Origin of the sequence: Buchnera aphidicola (Periphyllus koelreuteriae) (assembly GCF_039360445.1) — a bacterium.
Classification (GTDB): domain Bacteria; phylum Pseudomonadota; class Gammaproteobacteria; order Enterobacterales; family Enterobacteriaceae; genus Buchnera_J; species Buchnera_J aphidicola_BM.
Genome location: NZ_CP134981.1, coordinates 381643 through 395427 on the forward strand (window position 1 = coordinate 381643; position 13785 = coordinate 395427).

The window sequence follows — 13785 nt, forward strand, 5'->3', positions numbered from 1 at the left end:
TTTATTTTTTTATAAATTTATAAAAAATTATTTTTTTAAAATAACAAAAGAAACAAAAAAATTAAAAAAAAAAAGACAAAACGGCATAAAATGCCGTTTGTTTTTTTATAAAATATTTATAATTTATATTGTTTTATTATTTATTTTTATTTTTTAATTGATTAAATCGATCAACTAATAAAATATATGCCATAGGAGATTTATCTCCATTTCTAAACCCACATTTTATGATTTTGATATAACCACCTGGTCTATTTAAAAAAAAAGGACCTAAATCTTTAAATAATTTATATAAAATAAAATTATTTCTTATTTTAGAAAAAACTAATCGTCTATTAGAAAGATTATCAATTTTAGAAAGAGTAATGATTGGTTCAACAACGCGTCTTAATTCTTTAGATTTAGATAAAGTTGTTTTTATTTTTTCATGCATTAATAATGAACAAATTAAATTTTGTAACATTAATTTTAAATGACTTCGTTTTCTATTTAATTTACGACCAACTTTTTGATGTCGCATAATATATAATATTCCTTCTCAAAACATTTTATTCTTCTATAATATTTTTTGGAGGCCAATTATTTAATTTAGTTCCTAAAAATAAATTTCTTGAAGATAATATATCTTTAATTTCAGTAAGAGATTTTTTTCCTAAATTTGGAGTTTTTAATAAATCTACTTCAGTTTTTTGTATTAAATCACCAATATAATGTATAGATTCTGCTTTTAAACAATTTGCAGAGCGTACTGTTAATTCTAAATCATCTACAGGTTTTAATAAAATTGGATCAAATTCTGGTTTTACAACTTTTTCTACTGGTTCACAAATATCCTTTAAATCGACAAACGACTCTAATTGATTAGATAAAATTGTTGCAGCTTGTCTAATTGATTCTTCAGGATCAATTGTTCCATTTGTTTTTAATTCAATTATTAATTTATCTAAATCTGTTCTTTGTTCAACTCTAGCTGATTTAACTTGATAAGACACTTGTTCAATTGGGCTATAACATGCATCTATTAATAATCTACCTATATAATTTTCATTTTCTTTATTTTTTATTCTAGAAGCAGCAGGAGAATAACCTCGACCTCTTTGAACTTTAATTTTCATATTTATAGAAGAATTTTTATCTGTTAAATGACATATAATATGATTTAATTTTATAATTTCAACACTAGAATCACATTTTATATCTGATGCAGTAACTACTCCAATTCCTTTTTTTTGTAAAATTAAATAAGCAGAATTCTTTCCATTAAGAGTAATAGATAATCCTTTTAAATTTAATAATATTTCAAGTATATCTTCTTGAATTCCTTCTTTAATACTGTATTCATGTAAAATTCCATCTATTTCAACTTCAGTAACTACACATCCAGAAATAGAAGATAATAAAATTCTACGTAAAGCATTTCCTAAAGTATGACCAAAACCTCTTTCTAAAGGTTCTAAAGTTACTTTAGAATGAGTAGAACTAAATTTTTTAATGTCTACTAAACGAGGTTTTAAAAAATTTATTGAAAAATCTGACATTATGTGAAACCTTTAAAAATATTATTTAGAATAAAGTTCTACAATTAAGTGTTCATTAATTTCAGATGATAAATCTGATCTATCTGGATTTCTTTTAAAAATTCCTATCATTTTTTTTAAATCTAAATTTATCCATGAACATTTTTCTTTTTGATCAGATAACTCTAAAGAAGCTTTTATTCTTAAATGATTTTTACATTTATTCCTAACTTCAATAACATCATTCACAGAAATTTGATATGAAGGAATATTAACAATTTTTTTATTAACAAGAATAGCTTTATGACTAACCAATTGTCTTGATTCTGATCTAGTAGTTCCAAAACCTATTCTATAAACTATGTTATCTAATCTTTTTTCTAATAATTGTAATAATCTTTCTCCAGTATTTCCTTTTAATCGAGAAGCAATTTTATAATATCTTCTAAATTGTTTTTCTAAAATTCCATATAATCTACGAACTTTTTGTTTTTCTCTTAATTGTATTCCATAATCAGATAATCTTTGTTTTCTAGAACCATGTTGTCCTGGTAAATAATCAATTTTACATTTTGAACCTATAGGTCTTAAACCAGATTTAAGATATAAATCTGTTTTTTCTCTTCTACATAATTTTAATTTTGGACCTAAATATTTAGCCATAAATTTTTTTACCATATTTAATATTAAAAAATTATACTCTTCTTTTTTTTGGAGGTCTGCATCCATTATGAGGAATTGGAGTTACATCTATAATATTTGTTATTCGAAAACCAGAAGAATTTAACGCTCTAATCGTGGATTCTCGTCCAGGACCAGGACCTTTTACCATAACATCCAAATTTTTTATACCATAATCTTTTACTTTTTCAGCACATTTTTCTGCTGCAATTTGAGCAGCAAAAGGAGTAGATTTTCTAGAACCTCTAAATCCAGAACCTCCAGAAGTAGCCCAACCTAAAGAATTTCCTTTTTTATCAGTAATAGTTACTATAGTATTATTAAAAGAAGCATAAATATGAGCAATACCATCTACTATTTGTTTTTTAATACGTTTTTTTGTTCTAATTTTTTTTTTTGGCATAACTATAAATACCTAAGTTATTTTTTTATTAATTTTCGAGGACCTTTTCTTGTTCTAGCATTTGTTTTAGTCCTTTGTCCACGAACTGGTAATTTTCTACGATGACGAACCCCTCTGTAACAACCAAGATCTATAAGACGTTTAATTTTTAATGTTTTTTCTCTTCTTAAATCTCCTTCTACAACAAACTTTAATACCATTGATCGTAATACTTCTAATACATCTTCATTTAATTTTGAAATACGAATAGATTGAGATATATTTAAAGAATTACAAATCAACTTAGCTCGAGATTTTCCTATTCCATAAATAGATGTTAAAGCAATTACAGTGCGTTTATTATCAGGAACGTTTATTCCTGCTATACGAGTCAATTTTAAAAACTCCTTATTTAATATAATTTAATAAAATATTAAAAAAATTTTATAAAATTATTTAACCTTGTCTTTGTTTATGTTTAGGATCATTACTACATATTACACGAACCACATTTTTTCTACGTATAATTTTACAATTTCTACATAATTTTTTTATAGAAGTACGTACTTTCATATTTTCCTATTTATTTCAAAAACATTTATTTATGTAAATTTAAATTAGCTCGTTTAAAAGATGATTTATATTGATTTGACATAAATAATGTTTGTAATTGAGTTAAAAAATCTATTATTACAACTACAACAATTAATAATGATGTTCCACCAAAATAAAATGGAACTTTCATGAAAAATTTCATAAAATCAGGAATTAAACATATTAATACAATATATATTGAATTAATTGAAGTTAATTTAAACATAATTTTTTTAATATAATTTGAAGTATTTTCTCCAGGTCGAATTCCTTGAATAAAAGCTCCAGATTTTTTTAAATTATCAGAAGTTTCTCTAGAATTAAAAGCTAAATTTGTATAAAAAAAACAAAAGAAAATTATAGAAATAGCATACAAACATATATAAATTAACCGACCAGGTTGTAAATTATCATAAATAAAATTTAAAAATACATTATTATTTAATTGATTACTTTTTAACCATGAAATAATCGTTACAGGAAATAATATAAAACTAGAAGAAAAAATAGCTGGAATCACACCAGACATATTTATTTTTAATGGTAAATGTGCAGTATTAGAACAATATAAAGTATTTTTTTGTTGTCTATTAGAATAATAAATAGTAATTTTTCTCTGACTTTTTTCAATAAATACAACGCAAAAAATAATAAAAAATATTAAAAAAATAATTAACATTAACATTATAAAACTTAAATTATGAAATTTTAAATCTTCTAATGTATGAGCAATTGCAATTGGTAAATGAGCAACAATTCCAGAAAAAATAATCATAGAAATTCCATTTCCTAATCCATATTCTGTAATTAAATCACCAATCCATATTAAAAAAATTGTTCCAGTTACTAAACTAATAATTGTTGTAATATAAAAATAAAAATCTAAATTAAAAATCAACTGTCTCATTCCAGGAATATTTGGTAAACTTAAAGCAACTCCAATAGCTTGTATAATTGATAACAATAAAGTTAAATATTTTGTATATTTATTAATTTGAATTCTTCCAGACTCACCTTCTTTTTTTAATTCTTTCCATGAAGGATATATAAATGTTAATAATTGAACAATAATAGAAGAAGAAATATATGGCATAATACCTAATGAAAAAATAGATGCTCGACTTAACGATCCTCCAGAAAACATATTTAACATTTCAATAAAATTACTTTCTTTATTTTTTAATAATTGAGATAAATCAGTTGTATTAATTCCAGGAACTGAAATAAAAGTTCCTAATCTAAAGATTAATAAAGAAAATATTAAAAATAAAATTCTCTTTTTAATTTCAAATAAACTAATTCCTAAATTTTTATTTTTTTTTTTTTTATACATTCTTATTTATGATTCCTCTATTTTTCCTCCAAAAGATTCAATAATTACACGAGCGCCTTTTGTAACTAATAAACCTTTAATTATAAGAGGTATAGAAAATTTTTTAGAAGCAATAATTTTTACATTTTTAATTTTTGATTTAATAATATTTCTTTTTTTTAAAACATCTAAACTAATAATTTTTTCATTTAACGATGATAATTCATATAATCTTAATTCAGATATATATTTTTTTTTTTTAGATACAAAACCAAATTTTGGTATTCTTCTATAAAAAGGAGTTTGCCCACCTTCAAATCCTCTTCGAATACTACCTCCTTTTCTAGATTTTTGTCCTTTATGACCCCTTCCTGCAGTTTTTCCAAAACCAGATCCAATTCCTCTTCCTAATCGTTTTTTTTTTTTATTTTTACAATTTATAAATATCGTATTTAAATGCATATATTTTACCTATTGAATCTCTAATATATAAGAAATCTTATTTATCATTCCAATAATAGATTTATTTTTTTTTCTATAAACAATATGATTAATTCTTTTTAAACCTAATCCTTTTAAAATTAATTTATGTTTAGGTAATATACCAATACTGCTTTTAATTTGTTTAATAATTAAAAATTTTTCCATAATATATTTTTACTCATAAAGATTTTTAATAGATTTATTTCTTTTTTTAGCAATATCTTTAGGGCATCTCATATTCAATAATCCATTAATAGTTGCACGAACTACATTTATTGGATTAGTTGAACCATATGTTTTGGCTAAAACATTTTGAATTCCAGAAACTTCTAAAACAGCTCTCATTGCTCCTCCAGCAATTATTCCTGTACCTTCCGAAGCTGGTTTCATAAATATTTTTGAACTAGTATAATACTCTATGATAGAATGTTGTAAAGTTTTATTTTTTAATTGAAAACTAATCATATTTCTTTTTGCTCGTTCCATAGCTTTTTGAATAGCAAAAGGAACTTCCCTGGCTTTTCCATATCCAAAACCAACTCTTCCATTTTTATTACCAACTACAGTTAATGCAGTAAAAGAAAAAATTCTTCCACCTTTTACTGTTTTAGAAACTCTATTAACTGTAATAAGTTTTTCTTGTAATTCTCCTAAATTTTTTTTTTCATTAAAAATCATAAAATTATTTTCCTTAAAACTGAAGACCAAATTTACGAGCAGAATTTGCTAATACTTTTATTCTTCCATGATATTTAAATCCTGAGCGATCAAAAGAAACTTTTGTAATTCCTTTTTTTAATGCTCTTTTAGCAATAATTTCTCCAATCACTTCAGCTGCTTTTTTATTTCCAGTATATTGTAATTTTTTATTTAATTTCTTTTCTAAAGTTGAAGCTACTGTAATAATTGAAAAATTATCTGAAGAAATTATTTGAGCATAAATATGACGAGAAGTTCTATGAACAACTAAACGAATTGATTTTAAAAATTTTAACTTACATCGAATTTTTAAAGCTCTTTTTTTTCTAATTTTCATTTTTATATTACAAAATGTCATATTATTTTTTTTTTGCCTCTTTTGTTTTTACAAATTCATTAAAATAACGTATTCCTTTTCCTTTATATGCATCCGGTTTACGATATAATCTTAAATTTGCTGATACTTGACCAACTAATTGTTTATCAATTCCTTTAATTAAAATTTCTGTTTGAGATAACAGTTGAACATCAATTCCTACAGGTAAAATGTATATAATATTATGAGAATATCCTAAAGACATAATAATTTTTTTTTTTTTTAATCCTTCTACTGAAAATTTATATCCAACACCAACTAAAATAAGTTTTTTAGAAAAACCATATTTTACTCCTAATATCATTGAATTAATTAAAGATCTTGCAGTTCCAGCTTGCATCCATCCATACGAACTAGATATTTTAGATTTAAAATTTAATTTTTTTTGTTCAAAATTTATTTTTACAAGAGAATGTATAGTTTTTTTTAAAACTCCTTTTTTTCCTTCTATTGTAATATTTTGTTTATTTAAATAAATTTTTATATCATCAGGTATAATAATTGAACGTTTGGCGATTCTAGACATTTTTACTCCCTATTTATTAAGAAATATAACAAATAATTTCTCCACCTAAACCCTTCTGTCTTGCTTCTTTATCTGAGAGTATTCCTTTTGAAGTAGAGATAATAGATATTCCAAGACCAGACATAACCTTAGAAATATTATTTTTTTTTTTATATACTCGCAATCTAGGTTTACTTACTCGTTTTATTTTTTCAATTACAGGTTTTCCTTTAAAATATTTTAAAAAAATTTCTAATATAGGTTTTATAGATTTTTTAACAAAAAAATCTTTAATATATCCTTCTTTTTTTAATAATATCGTAATTTCTTTTTTAAAATTTGAAAACGGAATTTTAACAGAAATTTTATTAGCAGATTGTCCATTCTTAATACGAATAAACATATCTGATATTGGATCATGCATACTCATAATATTTTTCCTAAAAAATAAAAATTATATTATAAAAAAATTACCAACTAGATTTTCTTAAACCTGGTATTTCTCCTCTCATAGCTGCTTCTCTTAATTTAATTCTACTTAATCCAAATTTTCTTAAAAATCCATGTGGTCTACCAGTTAAGTAACAACGATTTCGTTGTCTTGATAAACTAGAATCTCTAGGTAATTTTTGTAATTTTAAAACAGCATTCCATCGATCTTTTTTTGAAATATTTATATTTAAAATAAGATTTTTTAATTTAACTCTTTGTTTATAAAATTTTTTTGATAAATTTATTCTTTTTACTTCTCTTGCTTTCATAGATTGTTTTGCCATTCAATATACCTTCATTTATTTATTTTATAAAAGGAAAATTAAATTCTGATAATAAAAATAAACCTTCAAGATTAGATTTAGCAGTTGTAATTATTGATACATCTAACCCTCTAATTTTATCAATTTTATCATAATCAATCTCTGGAAAAATAATTTGTTCTTTTATTCCAAAATTATAATTTCCATATCCATCAAAAGAATTTTTTGAAAATCCTCGAAAATCTCTAATTCTAGGCATAGCAATATTAATTAATTTATTTAAAAAATGCCATTTTCTTAAACCTCTTAAAGTAACTTTACATCCAATTGCATATCCTTGTCGAATTTTAAAACCTGCTATTGATTTTCTTGCCTTAGTAATAATAGGTTTTTGACCAGAAATTAAAGTTAAATCTGAAATAGCATATTCTAATTTTTTTTTATTTAAAATAGCTTCTCCAACACCCATATTTAAAACTATTTTATTAATTTGTGGAACTTGCATAGTTGAATGATATTTAAATTTTTTCATCATTTTAAAGATTATTTTTTTTTTATAAAAAGTATACATATCAAGCATAATTATATTCCAAATTACTATATATATAGATTATTAGATTTTAAAAACCTTATTTTTTTTCCATTTTTGAATTTAAATCCTATTCTATCTGGTTTATTCGTTTTAGGATTTAAAATAGCAATATTCGAAATATGAATACCAGATTCTATTTTAATAATTCCTCCTGTTTTATTTTGAGATGGAATAGGTTTTTGGTGTTTTGTAATAATATTTATTCCTTTTACAATAACTTTATCATTAGATAATATTTTTATAACTAATCCAATTTTTTTTTTATCTTTTCCGGTCAAAACTATTACTTTATCATTTAATCGAATTTTAGATGCCATTTTATGATACCTATTTTATTTTTATAACACTTCTGGAGCTAAAGAAATAATTTTCATAAATTTTTCTGTTCGTAATTCTCTAGTTACTGGTCCAAATATTCGAGTCCCAATTGGTTGTTCATTATTATTTAAAACAACACATGCATTATTATCAAATCGAATTAATGAACCATCTGATCGTCTCATTCCTTTTTTAGTTCTTACAATAACAGCCTTTAAAACTTCTCCTTTTTTTACTTTTCCACGAGGAATTGCTTCTTTTATTGTAATTTTAATAACATCTCCAATATTTGCATATCTACGTTTAGAACCACCTAAAACTTTAATACACATTACTGAACGAGCGCCTGAATTGTCTGCAACATTTAATACTGTTTGTTCTTGAATCATATAAAAATCCTATTTTTTTAAAATTATAGAAAACATGAAAATAAATTTTTTGTCATGTTTTCTAAATATTTCTTTTAAAAAACACATTTTTTAATAATATTAACCAAAGTCCAAGATTTTGTTTTAGAAATTGGTCGACATTCTTTAATAAAAACTTTATCTCCAATTGAACATTGATTAAATTCATCATGTACATGAAATTTAGTTCTTCGTTTAATAAACTTTTTATATATAGGATGTTTTATAAATCGTTCCACAAGAACTATTACAGATTTTTGCATTTTATCACTTATAACATAACCCTGTAAAAATTTACTTTTCTTTAACATGTAACAATTCCTTTTCAGACAATAATGTTTTTATAACAGCTATATTTTTTCTATTAATTTTTAATAAATGAGTTTGATTTAATTTTTTAGAAGATAATTGCATACGTAAATTAAATTGTTCTTGTAATAAACTAAACAATTCTTTCTTTAAAAATTCAATATTTTTAGTTCTTAATTGTTTTATTTTCATAAATTTTCCATTTTAAAAACAAATATTGTTTTCATAGGTAATTTTGCTGCAGCTAATTTAAAAGCTTCTCGAGCAAGAAATTCAGAAATTCCATTAATTTCATATAATATTTTTCCTGGTTGTATTAAAGATACCCAATATTCAACATTACCTTTTCCTTTTCCCATACGAACTTCTAATGGTTTTTGAGTAATTGGTTTATCTGGAAAAATACGTATCCAAACTTGTCCAACTCTTTTAATATATCTAGCTATACTTCTACGAGCTGATTCAATTTGACGAGAAGTTAAACGACCTCTTGTAATTGCTTTTAATCCAAAAGTTCCAAAAATAATTTTATCATTAAAGACTAAACCTCTATTTCTTCCTTTATGCATTTTTCTAAATTTTGTTTTTTTTGGTTGCAACATTTTTAAAAAATTCTCCTTACTTACGAATTCTTTTATTTTGTTTTTTAAATTTATAATTTAATTTAATTTTTTCAATTTTAGGCATTCCTCCTAAAATTTCTCCTTTAAAAATCCAAACTTTTACACCTACTACTCCATAAATAGTATGAGCTTCTAAAGAACTATAATCAATATCTGCTCTTAAAGTATGCAAAGGTACTCTTCCTTCTCTTTGCCATTCTGTTCTTGCTATCTCTGCTCCACCTAATCTTCCACTAATTTCTACTTTAATTCCTTTTGCTCCATGTCGCATTGAGTTTTGTATAGCTCTTTTCATGGCTCTTCTAAACATTACTCGTCGTTCTAATTGAGATACAATGTTATCTGCAACTAATTTTGCATCTAATTCTGGATTTTTAATTTCTGAAATAGTAATTTGAGACGGAACTTTAGATATATTAGAAACATTTTTTCTTAAATTTTCTATATCTTCTCCCTTTTTTCCAATTACAATTCCAGGACGAGCTGTAAATATAATTACTTTCATTGTTTTTGCTGGTCTTTCAATAATAATCTTAGAAACAGAAGCTCTACATAATTTTTTCATTAAAAACTGACGAACTTTAAAATCACTATTTAAATAATGTGAAAAATTTTTACTATTTGAAAACCATATAGAATTCCATTGTTTAATTATTCCTAATCTCATTCCATGCGGATGAACTTTTTGTCCCATTATGATATTATCTCCAAAATTTTTAATCTGAAAGAACAATTGTTATATGACTAGTTCGTTTTAAAATCTGATCTGCTCTCCCTTTTGCTCTAGGCATCATTCTTTTCATAGTTGGTCCTTCATCTATCAAAATTGTATTAATATTTAATAAATCTATATCTAATCCATAATTGTGTTCTGCATTAGAAATAGCTGATTCAAGAACTTTTTTTATTAACATAGACGCTTTTTTCTTAGAAAAATTTAATATGTCTATTGCTTGATCAACTTTTTTACCACGAATAACATCTGCTATTAATCTTAATTTTTGAGCAGAAGAACGTGATTTTTTATACTTAGCTATAATTTTCACATACTTACCTTATTTTTATATAAAAAATTTAGCGTTTTTTTATTTTTCTATCAGCTGAATGACCTCTATATGTTCTAGTCAAAGAAAATTCTCCTAATTTATGACCAACCATTTCATCTATAATAAATATAGGAATATGTTGTTTTCCATTATATACTAGAATAGTTAAACCTATCATATTTGGAAAAATAGTAGAACGTCTAGACCATGTTTTAATAGGTGTTTTATCTTTTTTTAAGATAGCTAATTCTACTTTCTTTAATAAACTACCATCAATAAATGGCCCTTTTTTTAAAGAACGAGGCATAAAATATCCTTTTATTAAATTATTTCTTACGTGAACGAATAATAAATTTTGTTGTTCTTTTATTTTTTCTTGTTTTTTTTCCTTTTGTTGGTTTTCCCCAAGGTGTAACTGGATGTTTACCAAAATTTCTTCCTTCACCTCCACCATGAGGATGATCTACTGGATTCATTGCAGTTCCTCTTACAGTTGGTCTTATTCCTCTCCAACGAGATGCTCCAGCTTTTCCTAAAACAGATAACATATGCTCAGAGTTTCCAACTTCTCCAATAGTTGCTCTACAACTAGACAAAATTTTTCTCATTTCTCCAGAACGCATTCTTACATTAATATAATTTTCTTCTTTTGAAATAATTTGTAAATAACTTCCAGCTGAACGAGCTAACTGACCTCCTTTACCAGGTTTTAATTCAACATTATGAATTAATGAACCTACTGGAATTTTATACATAGGCAATGCATTTCCTATTTTAATTTCTGAATTTATTCCAGAACAAATTTTAGAACCAATTTTTAAATTTTTTGGAGCTAAAATATAACTATATAAACCATCTGTATATAAAATTAATGCAATATTAGAAGAACGATTTGGATCGTACTCTAAACGTATAACTTTTGCAAAAACATTATCTTTATTTCTTTTAAAATCTATTATACGATATAATTTTTTATGACCTCCTCCAATATGTCTGGTAGTTATTCTTCCTTTATTATTTCTCCCTCCATTTTTATTATTTTTTTTTAATAAATTAGAAAAAGGTCTTCCTTTATATAAATTAGAATTTACTACTTTAATTACATGTCTTCTACCTGATGATGTTGGTTTACATTTAATAATTGCCATAAGTTATTCTCTAATTTATTCTGAACTATTATTTAAAAAATCTAAATTTTGATTATTTTTAAAAAAGACATAAGCTTTTTTCCAAGTCTTTTTTTTTGTAAAATTTTTTCCTTTCTTTTTTGATTTTCCTTTAACATTTAATATATTTATTTTTTTTACTTCTAATTGAAACATTCTAGATACAGATATTTTAATTTCACGTTTAGTAGATTTTTTATTAACTTGTAAAATAATAACTTTATTTTTCTCTCTACATTGATTTGATTTTTCAGAAATATGTATAGAATTAATTGTTTTAAATAAAAAATTTTTATTTCTCATAAAAGTATTTTCTCTATATTTTTTAAAGCTTTTAAAGTAATTAATACAGATGAATAAGTTAATAACATTAAAGGATGAACAAAATTTGTACTAATTACTTTAACTTTATATAAATTTCTAGAAGCTAAAAAAAGTTTTTTATCTATCTTTTTTTTAATAATTAATACATTTGTTAAATTTAAAATATTTAATTTTTTTAATAATTTTTTTGTTTTTGGATATTTTATTTTAAAACTTTTTAATATAATTAATTTATCTTTTTTAATTAATTTAGAAAAAATACATTTTAAAGCCCCACGATACATTTTCTTATTAATTTTTTGAGAATAATCCCTTGTTTTAGAAGCAAAAGTTACTCCACCAGATCTCCAAAGAGGACTTCTAATAGATCCAACACGAGCTCTTCCTGTCCCTTTTTGACGCCATGGTTTTTTTCCAGAACCAGAAACTTCAGATCTATTTTTTTGAGATTTTGTTCCTTGTCTTTTAGAAATAGAGTATGAATTTAAAACTTGATGAACTAAAATTTTATTAAAATTACAATTAAAAACAGATTTAGATACATTAATAATTTCTTTTGTATCTTTTAATATTAATTCCATTAAATTCACCTCCTTAATTTTGTTTTACAGCTGGTTTAATAATTAAATTTCCGCCTAAAACTCCAGGAACAGATCCTTTTATTAAAATATAATTATTTTTTTTACTAATTTTTACAACTAATAAACTTTGTATAGTTACTTTTGTATTTCCTAAATGACCGGCCATTTTTTTTCCTTTAAAAACCCTTCCTGGAGTTTGATTTTGACCAATTGAACCAGGAGCTCTATGAGATAAAGAGTTTCCATGAGAAGAATCTTGAGAAGAAAAATTCCAACGTTTAATGGTTCCAGAAAAACCTTTACCTTTAGATAATCCAGTAACATCTACTTTTTTTATATTTTTAAAATAATCTAAATTAATAACTTGACCAATAAAAAATTTATTATTTAATGGTACTTTAAATTCCCATAATCCACGTCCTGGAATAATTTTATTTTTATTAAAATGACCTAATTCTGGTTTTGTTAAAGAGCTTAATTTTTTTTTTCCTGTAGTTAATTGAACCATAAAAAATTTTTTAAAACCAATATTTTTAATTTGAGTAATTCTATTTTCAGTAACCTTAATAACAGTTACAGGAGTAGAATACCCTTCTTTTTTATTAAAAATTCTAGTCATGCCAATTTTTTTACCCACTAATCCAAGCACAATTTTTATTAACTCCTTAAATTTTATTTAATTAACCTAAACTAATTTGAACATCAACCCCAGCAGCAAGATCTAATTTCATTAAAGCATCAACAGTTTTTTCAGTAGGTTCAACAATATCTATTAACCGTTTATGAGTACGAATTTCATATTGATCACGAGCTGCTTTATTAACATGTGGAGAAATTAATACAGTAAATTTTTCTTTTCTTGTAGGCAATGGTATTGGTCCTCGAACTTGCGCTCCAGTTCGTTTTGCAGTATCTACAATTTCTGCTGTAGAATAATCTATTAATTTATGATCAAAAGCTTTTAAACGTATACGAATTCTTTGGTTCTGCATATTATCAGAACTCCAATAATTGATTATAATAAAAAATAAAAATTACTCTCTATAAATTTTTAGAGAGTATCTTAAAATAATTTATTTTAATATTTATTTTAAAAAAAAATAAATATATACTAA

The 13785-nt window shown here is 23.8% G+C and carries 28 protein-coding genes; all 28 read right to left on the minus strand.

The genetic code is table 11. The features are described 5' to 3' along the window. Positions 1-136: 136 nt before the first annotated feature. The gene (gene rplQ / locus RJT80_RS01765; protein WP_343187701.1) at positions 137-520 is read right to left on the minus strand and encodes a 50S ribosomal protein L17; all 384 of its coding nucleotides are present in this window, start codon (positions 518-520) and stop codon (positions 137-139) included. A gap of 28 nt (positions 521-548) precedes the next feature. Next, the gene (locus RJT80_RS01770) at positions 549-1538 is read right to left on the minus strand and encodes a DNA-directed RNA polymerase subunit alpha (RefSeq protein ID WP_343187702.1); all 990 of its coding nucleotides are present in this window, start codon (positions 1536-1538) and stop codon (positions 549-551) included. A gap of 21 nt (positions 1539-1559) precedes the next feature. Beyond that, positions 1560-2180: a 30S ribosomal protein S4 gene (gene rpsD, locus RJT80_RS01775; RefSeq protein ID WP_343187956.1), complete on the minus strand. Its 621-nt coding sequence runs from the start codon at positions 2178-2180 to the stop codon at positions 1560-1562. Between the two features lie 31 nt (positions 2181-2211). Next, the gene (rpsK, locus tag RJT80_RS01780) at positions 2212-2601 is read right to left on the minus strand and encodes a 30S ribosomal protein S11 (protein ID WP_343183472.1); all 390 of its coding nucleotides are present in this window, start codon (positions 2599-2601) and stop codon (positions 2212-2214) included. Positions 2602-2618: 17 nt separating this feature from the next. Next, positions 2619-2975, minus strand: coding sequence for a 30S ribosomal protein S13 (gene rpsM, locus RJT80_RS01785; RefSeq protein WP_343187703.1), 357 nt, complete (start codon positions 2973-2975; stop codon positions 2619-2621). A gap of 61 nt (positions 2976-3036) precedes the next feature. Next, positions 3037-3153, minus strand: coding sequence for a 50S ribosomal protein L36 (gene rpmJ, locus RJT80_RS01790; protein ID WP_265226468.1), 117 nt, complete (start codon positions 3151-3153; stop codon positions 3037-3039). A gap of 25 nt (positions 3154-3178) precedes the next feature. Further along, positions 3179-4507 carry a preprotein translocase subunit SecY gene (gene secY / locus RJT80_RS01795; RefSeq protein ID WP_343187704.1) on the minus strand — a complete coding sequence of 443 codons (1329 nt, stop codon included), beginning with the start codon at positions 4505-4507 and terminating at the stop codon, positions 3179-3181. A 6-nt stretch (positions 4508-4513) separates the two neighbouring features. Next, positions 4514-4948, minus strand: a complete 435-nt coding sequence (rplO, locus tag RJT80_RS01800) for a 50S ribosomal protein L15 (protein WP_343187705.1) — start codon at positions 4946-4948, stop codon at positions 4514-4516. A gap of 9 nt (positions 4949-4957) precedes the next feature. Beyond that, positions 4958-5134, minus strand: coding sequence for a 50S ribosomal protein L30 (gene rpmD, locus RJT80_RS01805; RefSeq protein ID WP_343183476.1), 177 nt, complete (start codon positions 5132-5134; stop codon positions 4958-4960). A gap of 9 nt (positions 5135-5143) precedes the next feature. Further along, positions 5144-5647, minus strand: a complete 504-nt coding sequence (gene rpsE / locus RJT80_RS01810) for a 30S ribosomal protein S5 (RefSeq protein ID WP_428994207.1) — start codon at positions 5645-5647, stop codon at positions 5144-5146. A gap of 13 nt (positions 5648-5660) precedes the next feature. Further along, the gene (gene rplR, locus RJT80_RS01815) at positions 5661-6026 is read right to left on the minus strand and encodes a 50S ribosomal protein L18 (RefSeq protein ID WP_343187706.1); all 366 of its coding nucleotides are present in this window, start codon (positions 6024-6026) and stop codon (positions 5661-5663) included. Between the two features lies 1 nt (position 6027). Then, on the minus strand, positions 6028-6570 hold the full coding sequence (rplF, locus tag RJT80_RS01820; RefSeq protein ID WP_343187707.1) for a 50S ribosomal protein L6: 543 nt from the start codon (positions 6568-6570) through the stop codon (positions 6028-6030). Positions 6571-6586: 16 nt separating this feature from the next. Beyond that, entirely contained in the window at positions 6587-6979 is a 393-nt protein-coding gene (gene rpsH / locus RJT80_RS01825) for a 30S ribosomal protein S8 (RefSeq protein WP_343187708.1), read from the minus strand. Positions 6980-7019: 40 nt separating this feature from the next. Further along, positions 7020-7325, minus strand: a complete 306-nt coding sequence (rpsN, locus tag RJT80_RS01830) for a 30S ribosomal protein S14 (RefSeq protein ID WP_343187709.1) — start codon at positions 7323-7325, stop codon at positions 7020-7022. 19 nt (positions 7326-7344) lie between these two features. After that, positions 7345-7884, minus strand: a complete 540-nt coding sequence (gene rplE, locus RJT80_RS01835) for a 50S ribosomal protein L5 (RefSeq protein WP_343187710.1) — start codon at positions 7882-7884, stop codon at positions 7345-7347. Positions 7885-7901: 17 nt separating this feature from the next. Further along, complete coding sequence (gene rplX, locus RJT80_RS01840; RefSeq protein WP_343187711.1) at positions 7902-8213, minus strand: 50S ribosomal protein L24; 312 nt, start codon at positions 8211-8213, stop codon at positions 7902-7904. A 21-nt stretch (positions 8214-8234) separates the two neighbouring features. Continuing rightward, the gene (gene rplN, locus RJT80_RS01845) at positions 8235-8603 is read right to left on the minus strand and encodes a 50S ribosomal protein L14 (protein WP_343187712.1); all 369 of its coding nucleotides are present in this window, start codon (positions 8601-8603) and stop codon (positions 8235-8237) included. Positions 8604-8677: 74 nt separating this feature from the next. Then, positions 8678-8932: a 30S ribosomal protein S17 gene (rpsQ, locus tag RJT80_RS01850; protein WP_343187713.1), complete on the minus strand. Its 255-nt coding sequence runs from the start codon at positions 8930-8932 to the stop codon at positions 8678-8680. Further along, positions 8916-9122: a 50S ribosomal protein L29 gene (gene rpmC / locus RJT80_RS01855; protein ID WP_343187714.1), complete on the minus strand. Its 207-nt coding sequence runs from the start codon at positions 9120-9122 to the stop codon at positions 8916-8918. The genes rpsQ and rpmC overlap by 17 nt, the downstream gene beginning before the upstream one ends. Beyond that, entirely contained in the window at positions 9119-9532 is a 414-nt protein-coding gene (gene rplP, locus RJT80_RS01860; protein WP_343187715.1) for a 50S ribosomal protein L16, read from the minus strand. Before rplP ends, rpmC begins: the two co-directional genes overlap by 4 nt. Positions 9533-9548: 16 nt before the next feature. Further along, positions 9549-10247 carry a 30S ribosomal protein S3 gene (gene rpsC, locus RJT80_RS01865; RefSeq protein WP_343183488.1) on the minus strand — a complete coding sequence of 233 codons (699 nt, stop codon included), beginning with the start codon at positions 10245-10247 and terminating at the stop codon, positions 9549-9551. Between the two features lie 22 nt (positions 10248-10269). Then, a complete protein-coding gene (gene rplV / locus RJT80_RS01870) occupies positions 10270-10599 on the minus strand; it encodes a 50S ribosomal protein L22 (protein WP_343187716.1) in 330 nt (109 codons plus the stop codon). 28 nt (positions 10600-10627) lie between these two features. Beyond that, positions 10628-10906 (minus strand): 30S ribosomal protein S19, encoded by a 279-nt coding sequence (rpsS, locus tag RJT80_RS01875; protein WP_343183490.1) that lies wholly within the window; start codon positions 10904-10906, stop codon positions 10628-10630. A 19-nt stretch (positions 10907-10925) separates the two neighbouring features. Then, positions 10926-11747: a 50S ribosomal protein L2 gene (gene rplB, locus RJT80_RS01880; RefSeq protein ID WP_343187717.1), complete on the minus strand. Its 822-nt coding sequence runs from the start codon at positions 11745-11747 to the stop codon at positions 10926-10928. A 15-nt stretch (positions 11748-11762) separates the two neighbouring features. Next, positions 11763-12068: a 50S ribosomal protein L23 gene (locus tag RJT80_RS01885; protein ID WP_343187718.1), complete on the minus strand. Its 306-nt coding sequence runs from the start codon at positions 12066-12068 to the stop codon at positions 11763-11765. Next, the gene (rplD, locus tag RJT80_RS01890; RefSeq protein WP_343187719.1) at positions 12065-12670 is read right to left on the minus strand and encodes a 50S ribosomal protein L4; all 606 of its coding nucleotides are present in this window, start codon (positions 12668-12670) and stop codon (positions 12065-12067) included. Before rplD ends, RJT80_RS01885 begins: the two co-directional genes overlap by 4 nt. A gap of 13 nt (positions 12671-12683) precedes the next feature. Next, positions 12684-13319, minus strand: coding sequence for a 50S ribosomal protein L3 (gene rplC / locus RJT80_RS01895; RefSeq protein WP_343187720.1), 636 nt, complete (start codon positions 13317-13319; stop codon positions 12684-12686). A gap of 31 nt (positions 13320-13350) precedes the next feature. Continuing rightward, a complete protein-coding gene (gene rpsJ / locus RJT80_RS01900) occupies positions 13351-13662 on the minus strand; it encodes a 30S ribosomal protein S10 (protein WP_343183495.1) in 312 nt (103 codons plus the stop codon). Positions 13663-13785 lie beyond the last annotated feature (123 nt).

What these genes read in the sequence shown, in the direction of transcription:
- rpsD (WP_343187956.1), bottom strand. Translation starts at nt 2,180, where the DNA reads ATGGCTAAATATTTAGGTCCAAAATTAAAATTATGTAGAAGAGAAAAA.
- rplN (WP_343187712.1), bottom strand. Translation starts at nt 8,603, where the DNA reads ATGATTCAAGAACAAACAGTATTAAATGTTGCAGACAATTCAGGCGCT.
- rplQ (WP_343187701.1), bottom strand. Translation starts at nt 520, where the DNA reads ATGCGACATCAAAAAGTTGGTCGTAAATTAAATAGAAAACGAAGTCAT.
- RJT80_RS01770 (WP_343187702.1), bottom strand. Translation starts at nt 1,538, where the DNA reads ATGTCAGATTTTTCAATAAATTTTTTAAAACCTCGTTTAGTAGACATT.
- rpsS (WP_343183490.1), bottom strand. Translation starts at nt 10,906, where the DNA reads ATGCCTCGTTCTTTAAAAAAAGGGCCATTTATTGATGGTAGTTTATTA.
- rplR (WP_343187706.1), bottom strand. Translation starts at nt 6,026, where the DNA reads ATGACATTTTGTAATATAAAAATGAAAATTAGAAAAAAAAGAGCTTTA.
- rplX (WP_343187711.1), bottom strand. Translation starts at nt 8,213, where the DNA reads ATGGCATCTAAAATTCGATTAAATGATAAAGTAATAGTTTTGACCGGA.
- rplP (WP_343187715.1), bottom strand. Translation starts at nt 9,532, where the DNA reads ATGTTGCAACCAAAAAAAACAAAATTTAGAAAAATGCATAAAGGAAGA.
- rpsJ (WP_343183495.1), bottom strand. Translation starts at nt 13,662, where the DNA reads ATGCAGAACCAAAGAATTCGTATACGTTTAAAAGCTTTTGATCATAAA.
- secY (WP_343187704.1), bottom strand. Translation starts at nt 4,507, where the DNA reads ATGTATAAAAAAAAAAAAAATAAAAATTTAGGAATTAGTTTATTTGAA.
- rpsE (WP_428994207.1), bottom strand. Translation starts at nt 5,647, where the DNA reads ATGATTTTTAATGAAAAAAAAAATTTAGGAGAATTACAAGAAAAACTT.
- rpmC (WP_343187714.1), bottom strand. Translation starts at nt 9,122, where the DNA reads ATGAAAATAAAACAATTAAGAACTAAAAATATTGAATTTTTAAAGAAA.
- rpmJ (WP_265226468.1), bottom strand. Translation starts at nt 3,153, where the DNA reads ATGAAAGTACGTACTTCTATAAAAAAATTATGTAGAAATTGTAAAATT.
- rplD (WP_343187719.1), bottom strand. Translation starts at nt 12,670, where the DNA reads ATGGAATTAATATTAAAAGATACAAAAGAAATTATTAATGTATCTAAA.
- rplO (WP_343187705.1), bottom strand. Translation starts at nt 4,948, where the DNA reads ATGCATTTAAATACGATATTTATAAATTGTAAAAATAAAAAAAAAAAA.
- rplE (WP_343187710.1), bottom strand. Translation starts at nt 7,884, where the DNA reads ATGCTTGATATGTATACTTTTTATAAAAAAAAAATAATCTTTAAAATG.
- rpsC (WP_343183488.1), bottom strand. Translation starts at nt 10,247, where the DNA reads ATGGGACAAAAAGTTCATCCGCATGGAATGAGATTAGGAATAATTAAA.
- RJT80_RS01885 (WP_343187718.1), bottom strand. Translation starts at nt 12,068, where the DNA reads ATGAGAAATAAAAATTTTTTATTTAAAACAATTAATTCTATACATATT.
- rpsQ (WP_343187713.1), bottom strand. Translation starts at nt 8,932, where the DNA reads ATGTTAAAGAAAAGTAAATTTTTACAGGGTTATGTTATAAGTGATAAA.
- rplF (WP_343187707.1), bottom strand. Translation starts at nt 6,570, where the DNA reads ATGTCTAGAATCGCCAAACGTTCAATTATTATACCTGATGATATAAAA.
- rpsN (WP_343187709.1), bottom strand. Translation starts at nt 7,325, where the DNA reads ATGGCAAAACAATCTATGAAAGCAAGAGAAGTAAAAAGAATAAATTTA.
- rpmD (WP_343183476.1), bottom strand. Translation starts at nt 5,134, where the DNA reads ATGGAAAAATTTTTAATTATTAAACAAATTAAAAGCAGTATTGGTATA.
- rpsK (WP_343183472.1), bottom strand. Translation starts at nt 2,601, where the DNA reads ATGCCAAAAAAAAAAATTAGAACAAAAAAACGTATTAAAAAACAAATA.
- rplB (WP_343187717.1), bottom strand. Translation starts at nt 11,747, where the DNA reads ATGGCAATTATTAAATGTAAACCAACATCATCAGGTAGAAGACATGTA.
- rpsH (WP_343187708.1), bottom strand. Translation starts at nt 6,979, where the DNA reads ATGAGTATGCATGATCCAATATCAGATATGTTTATTCGTATTAAGAAT.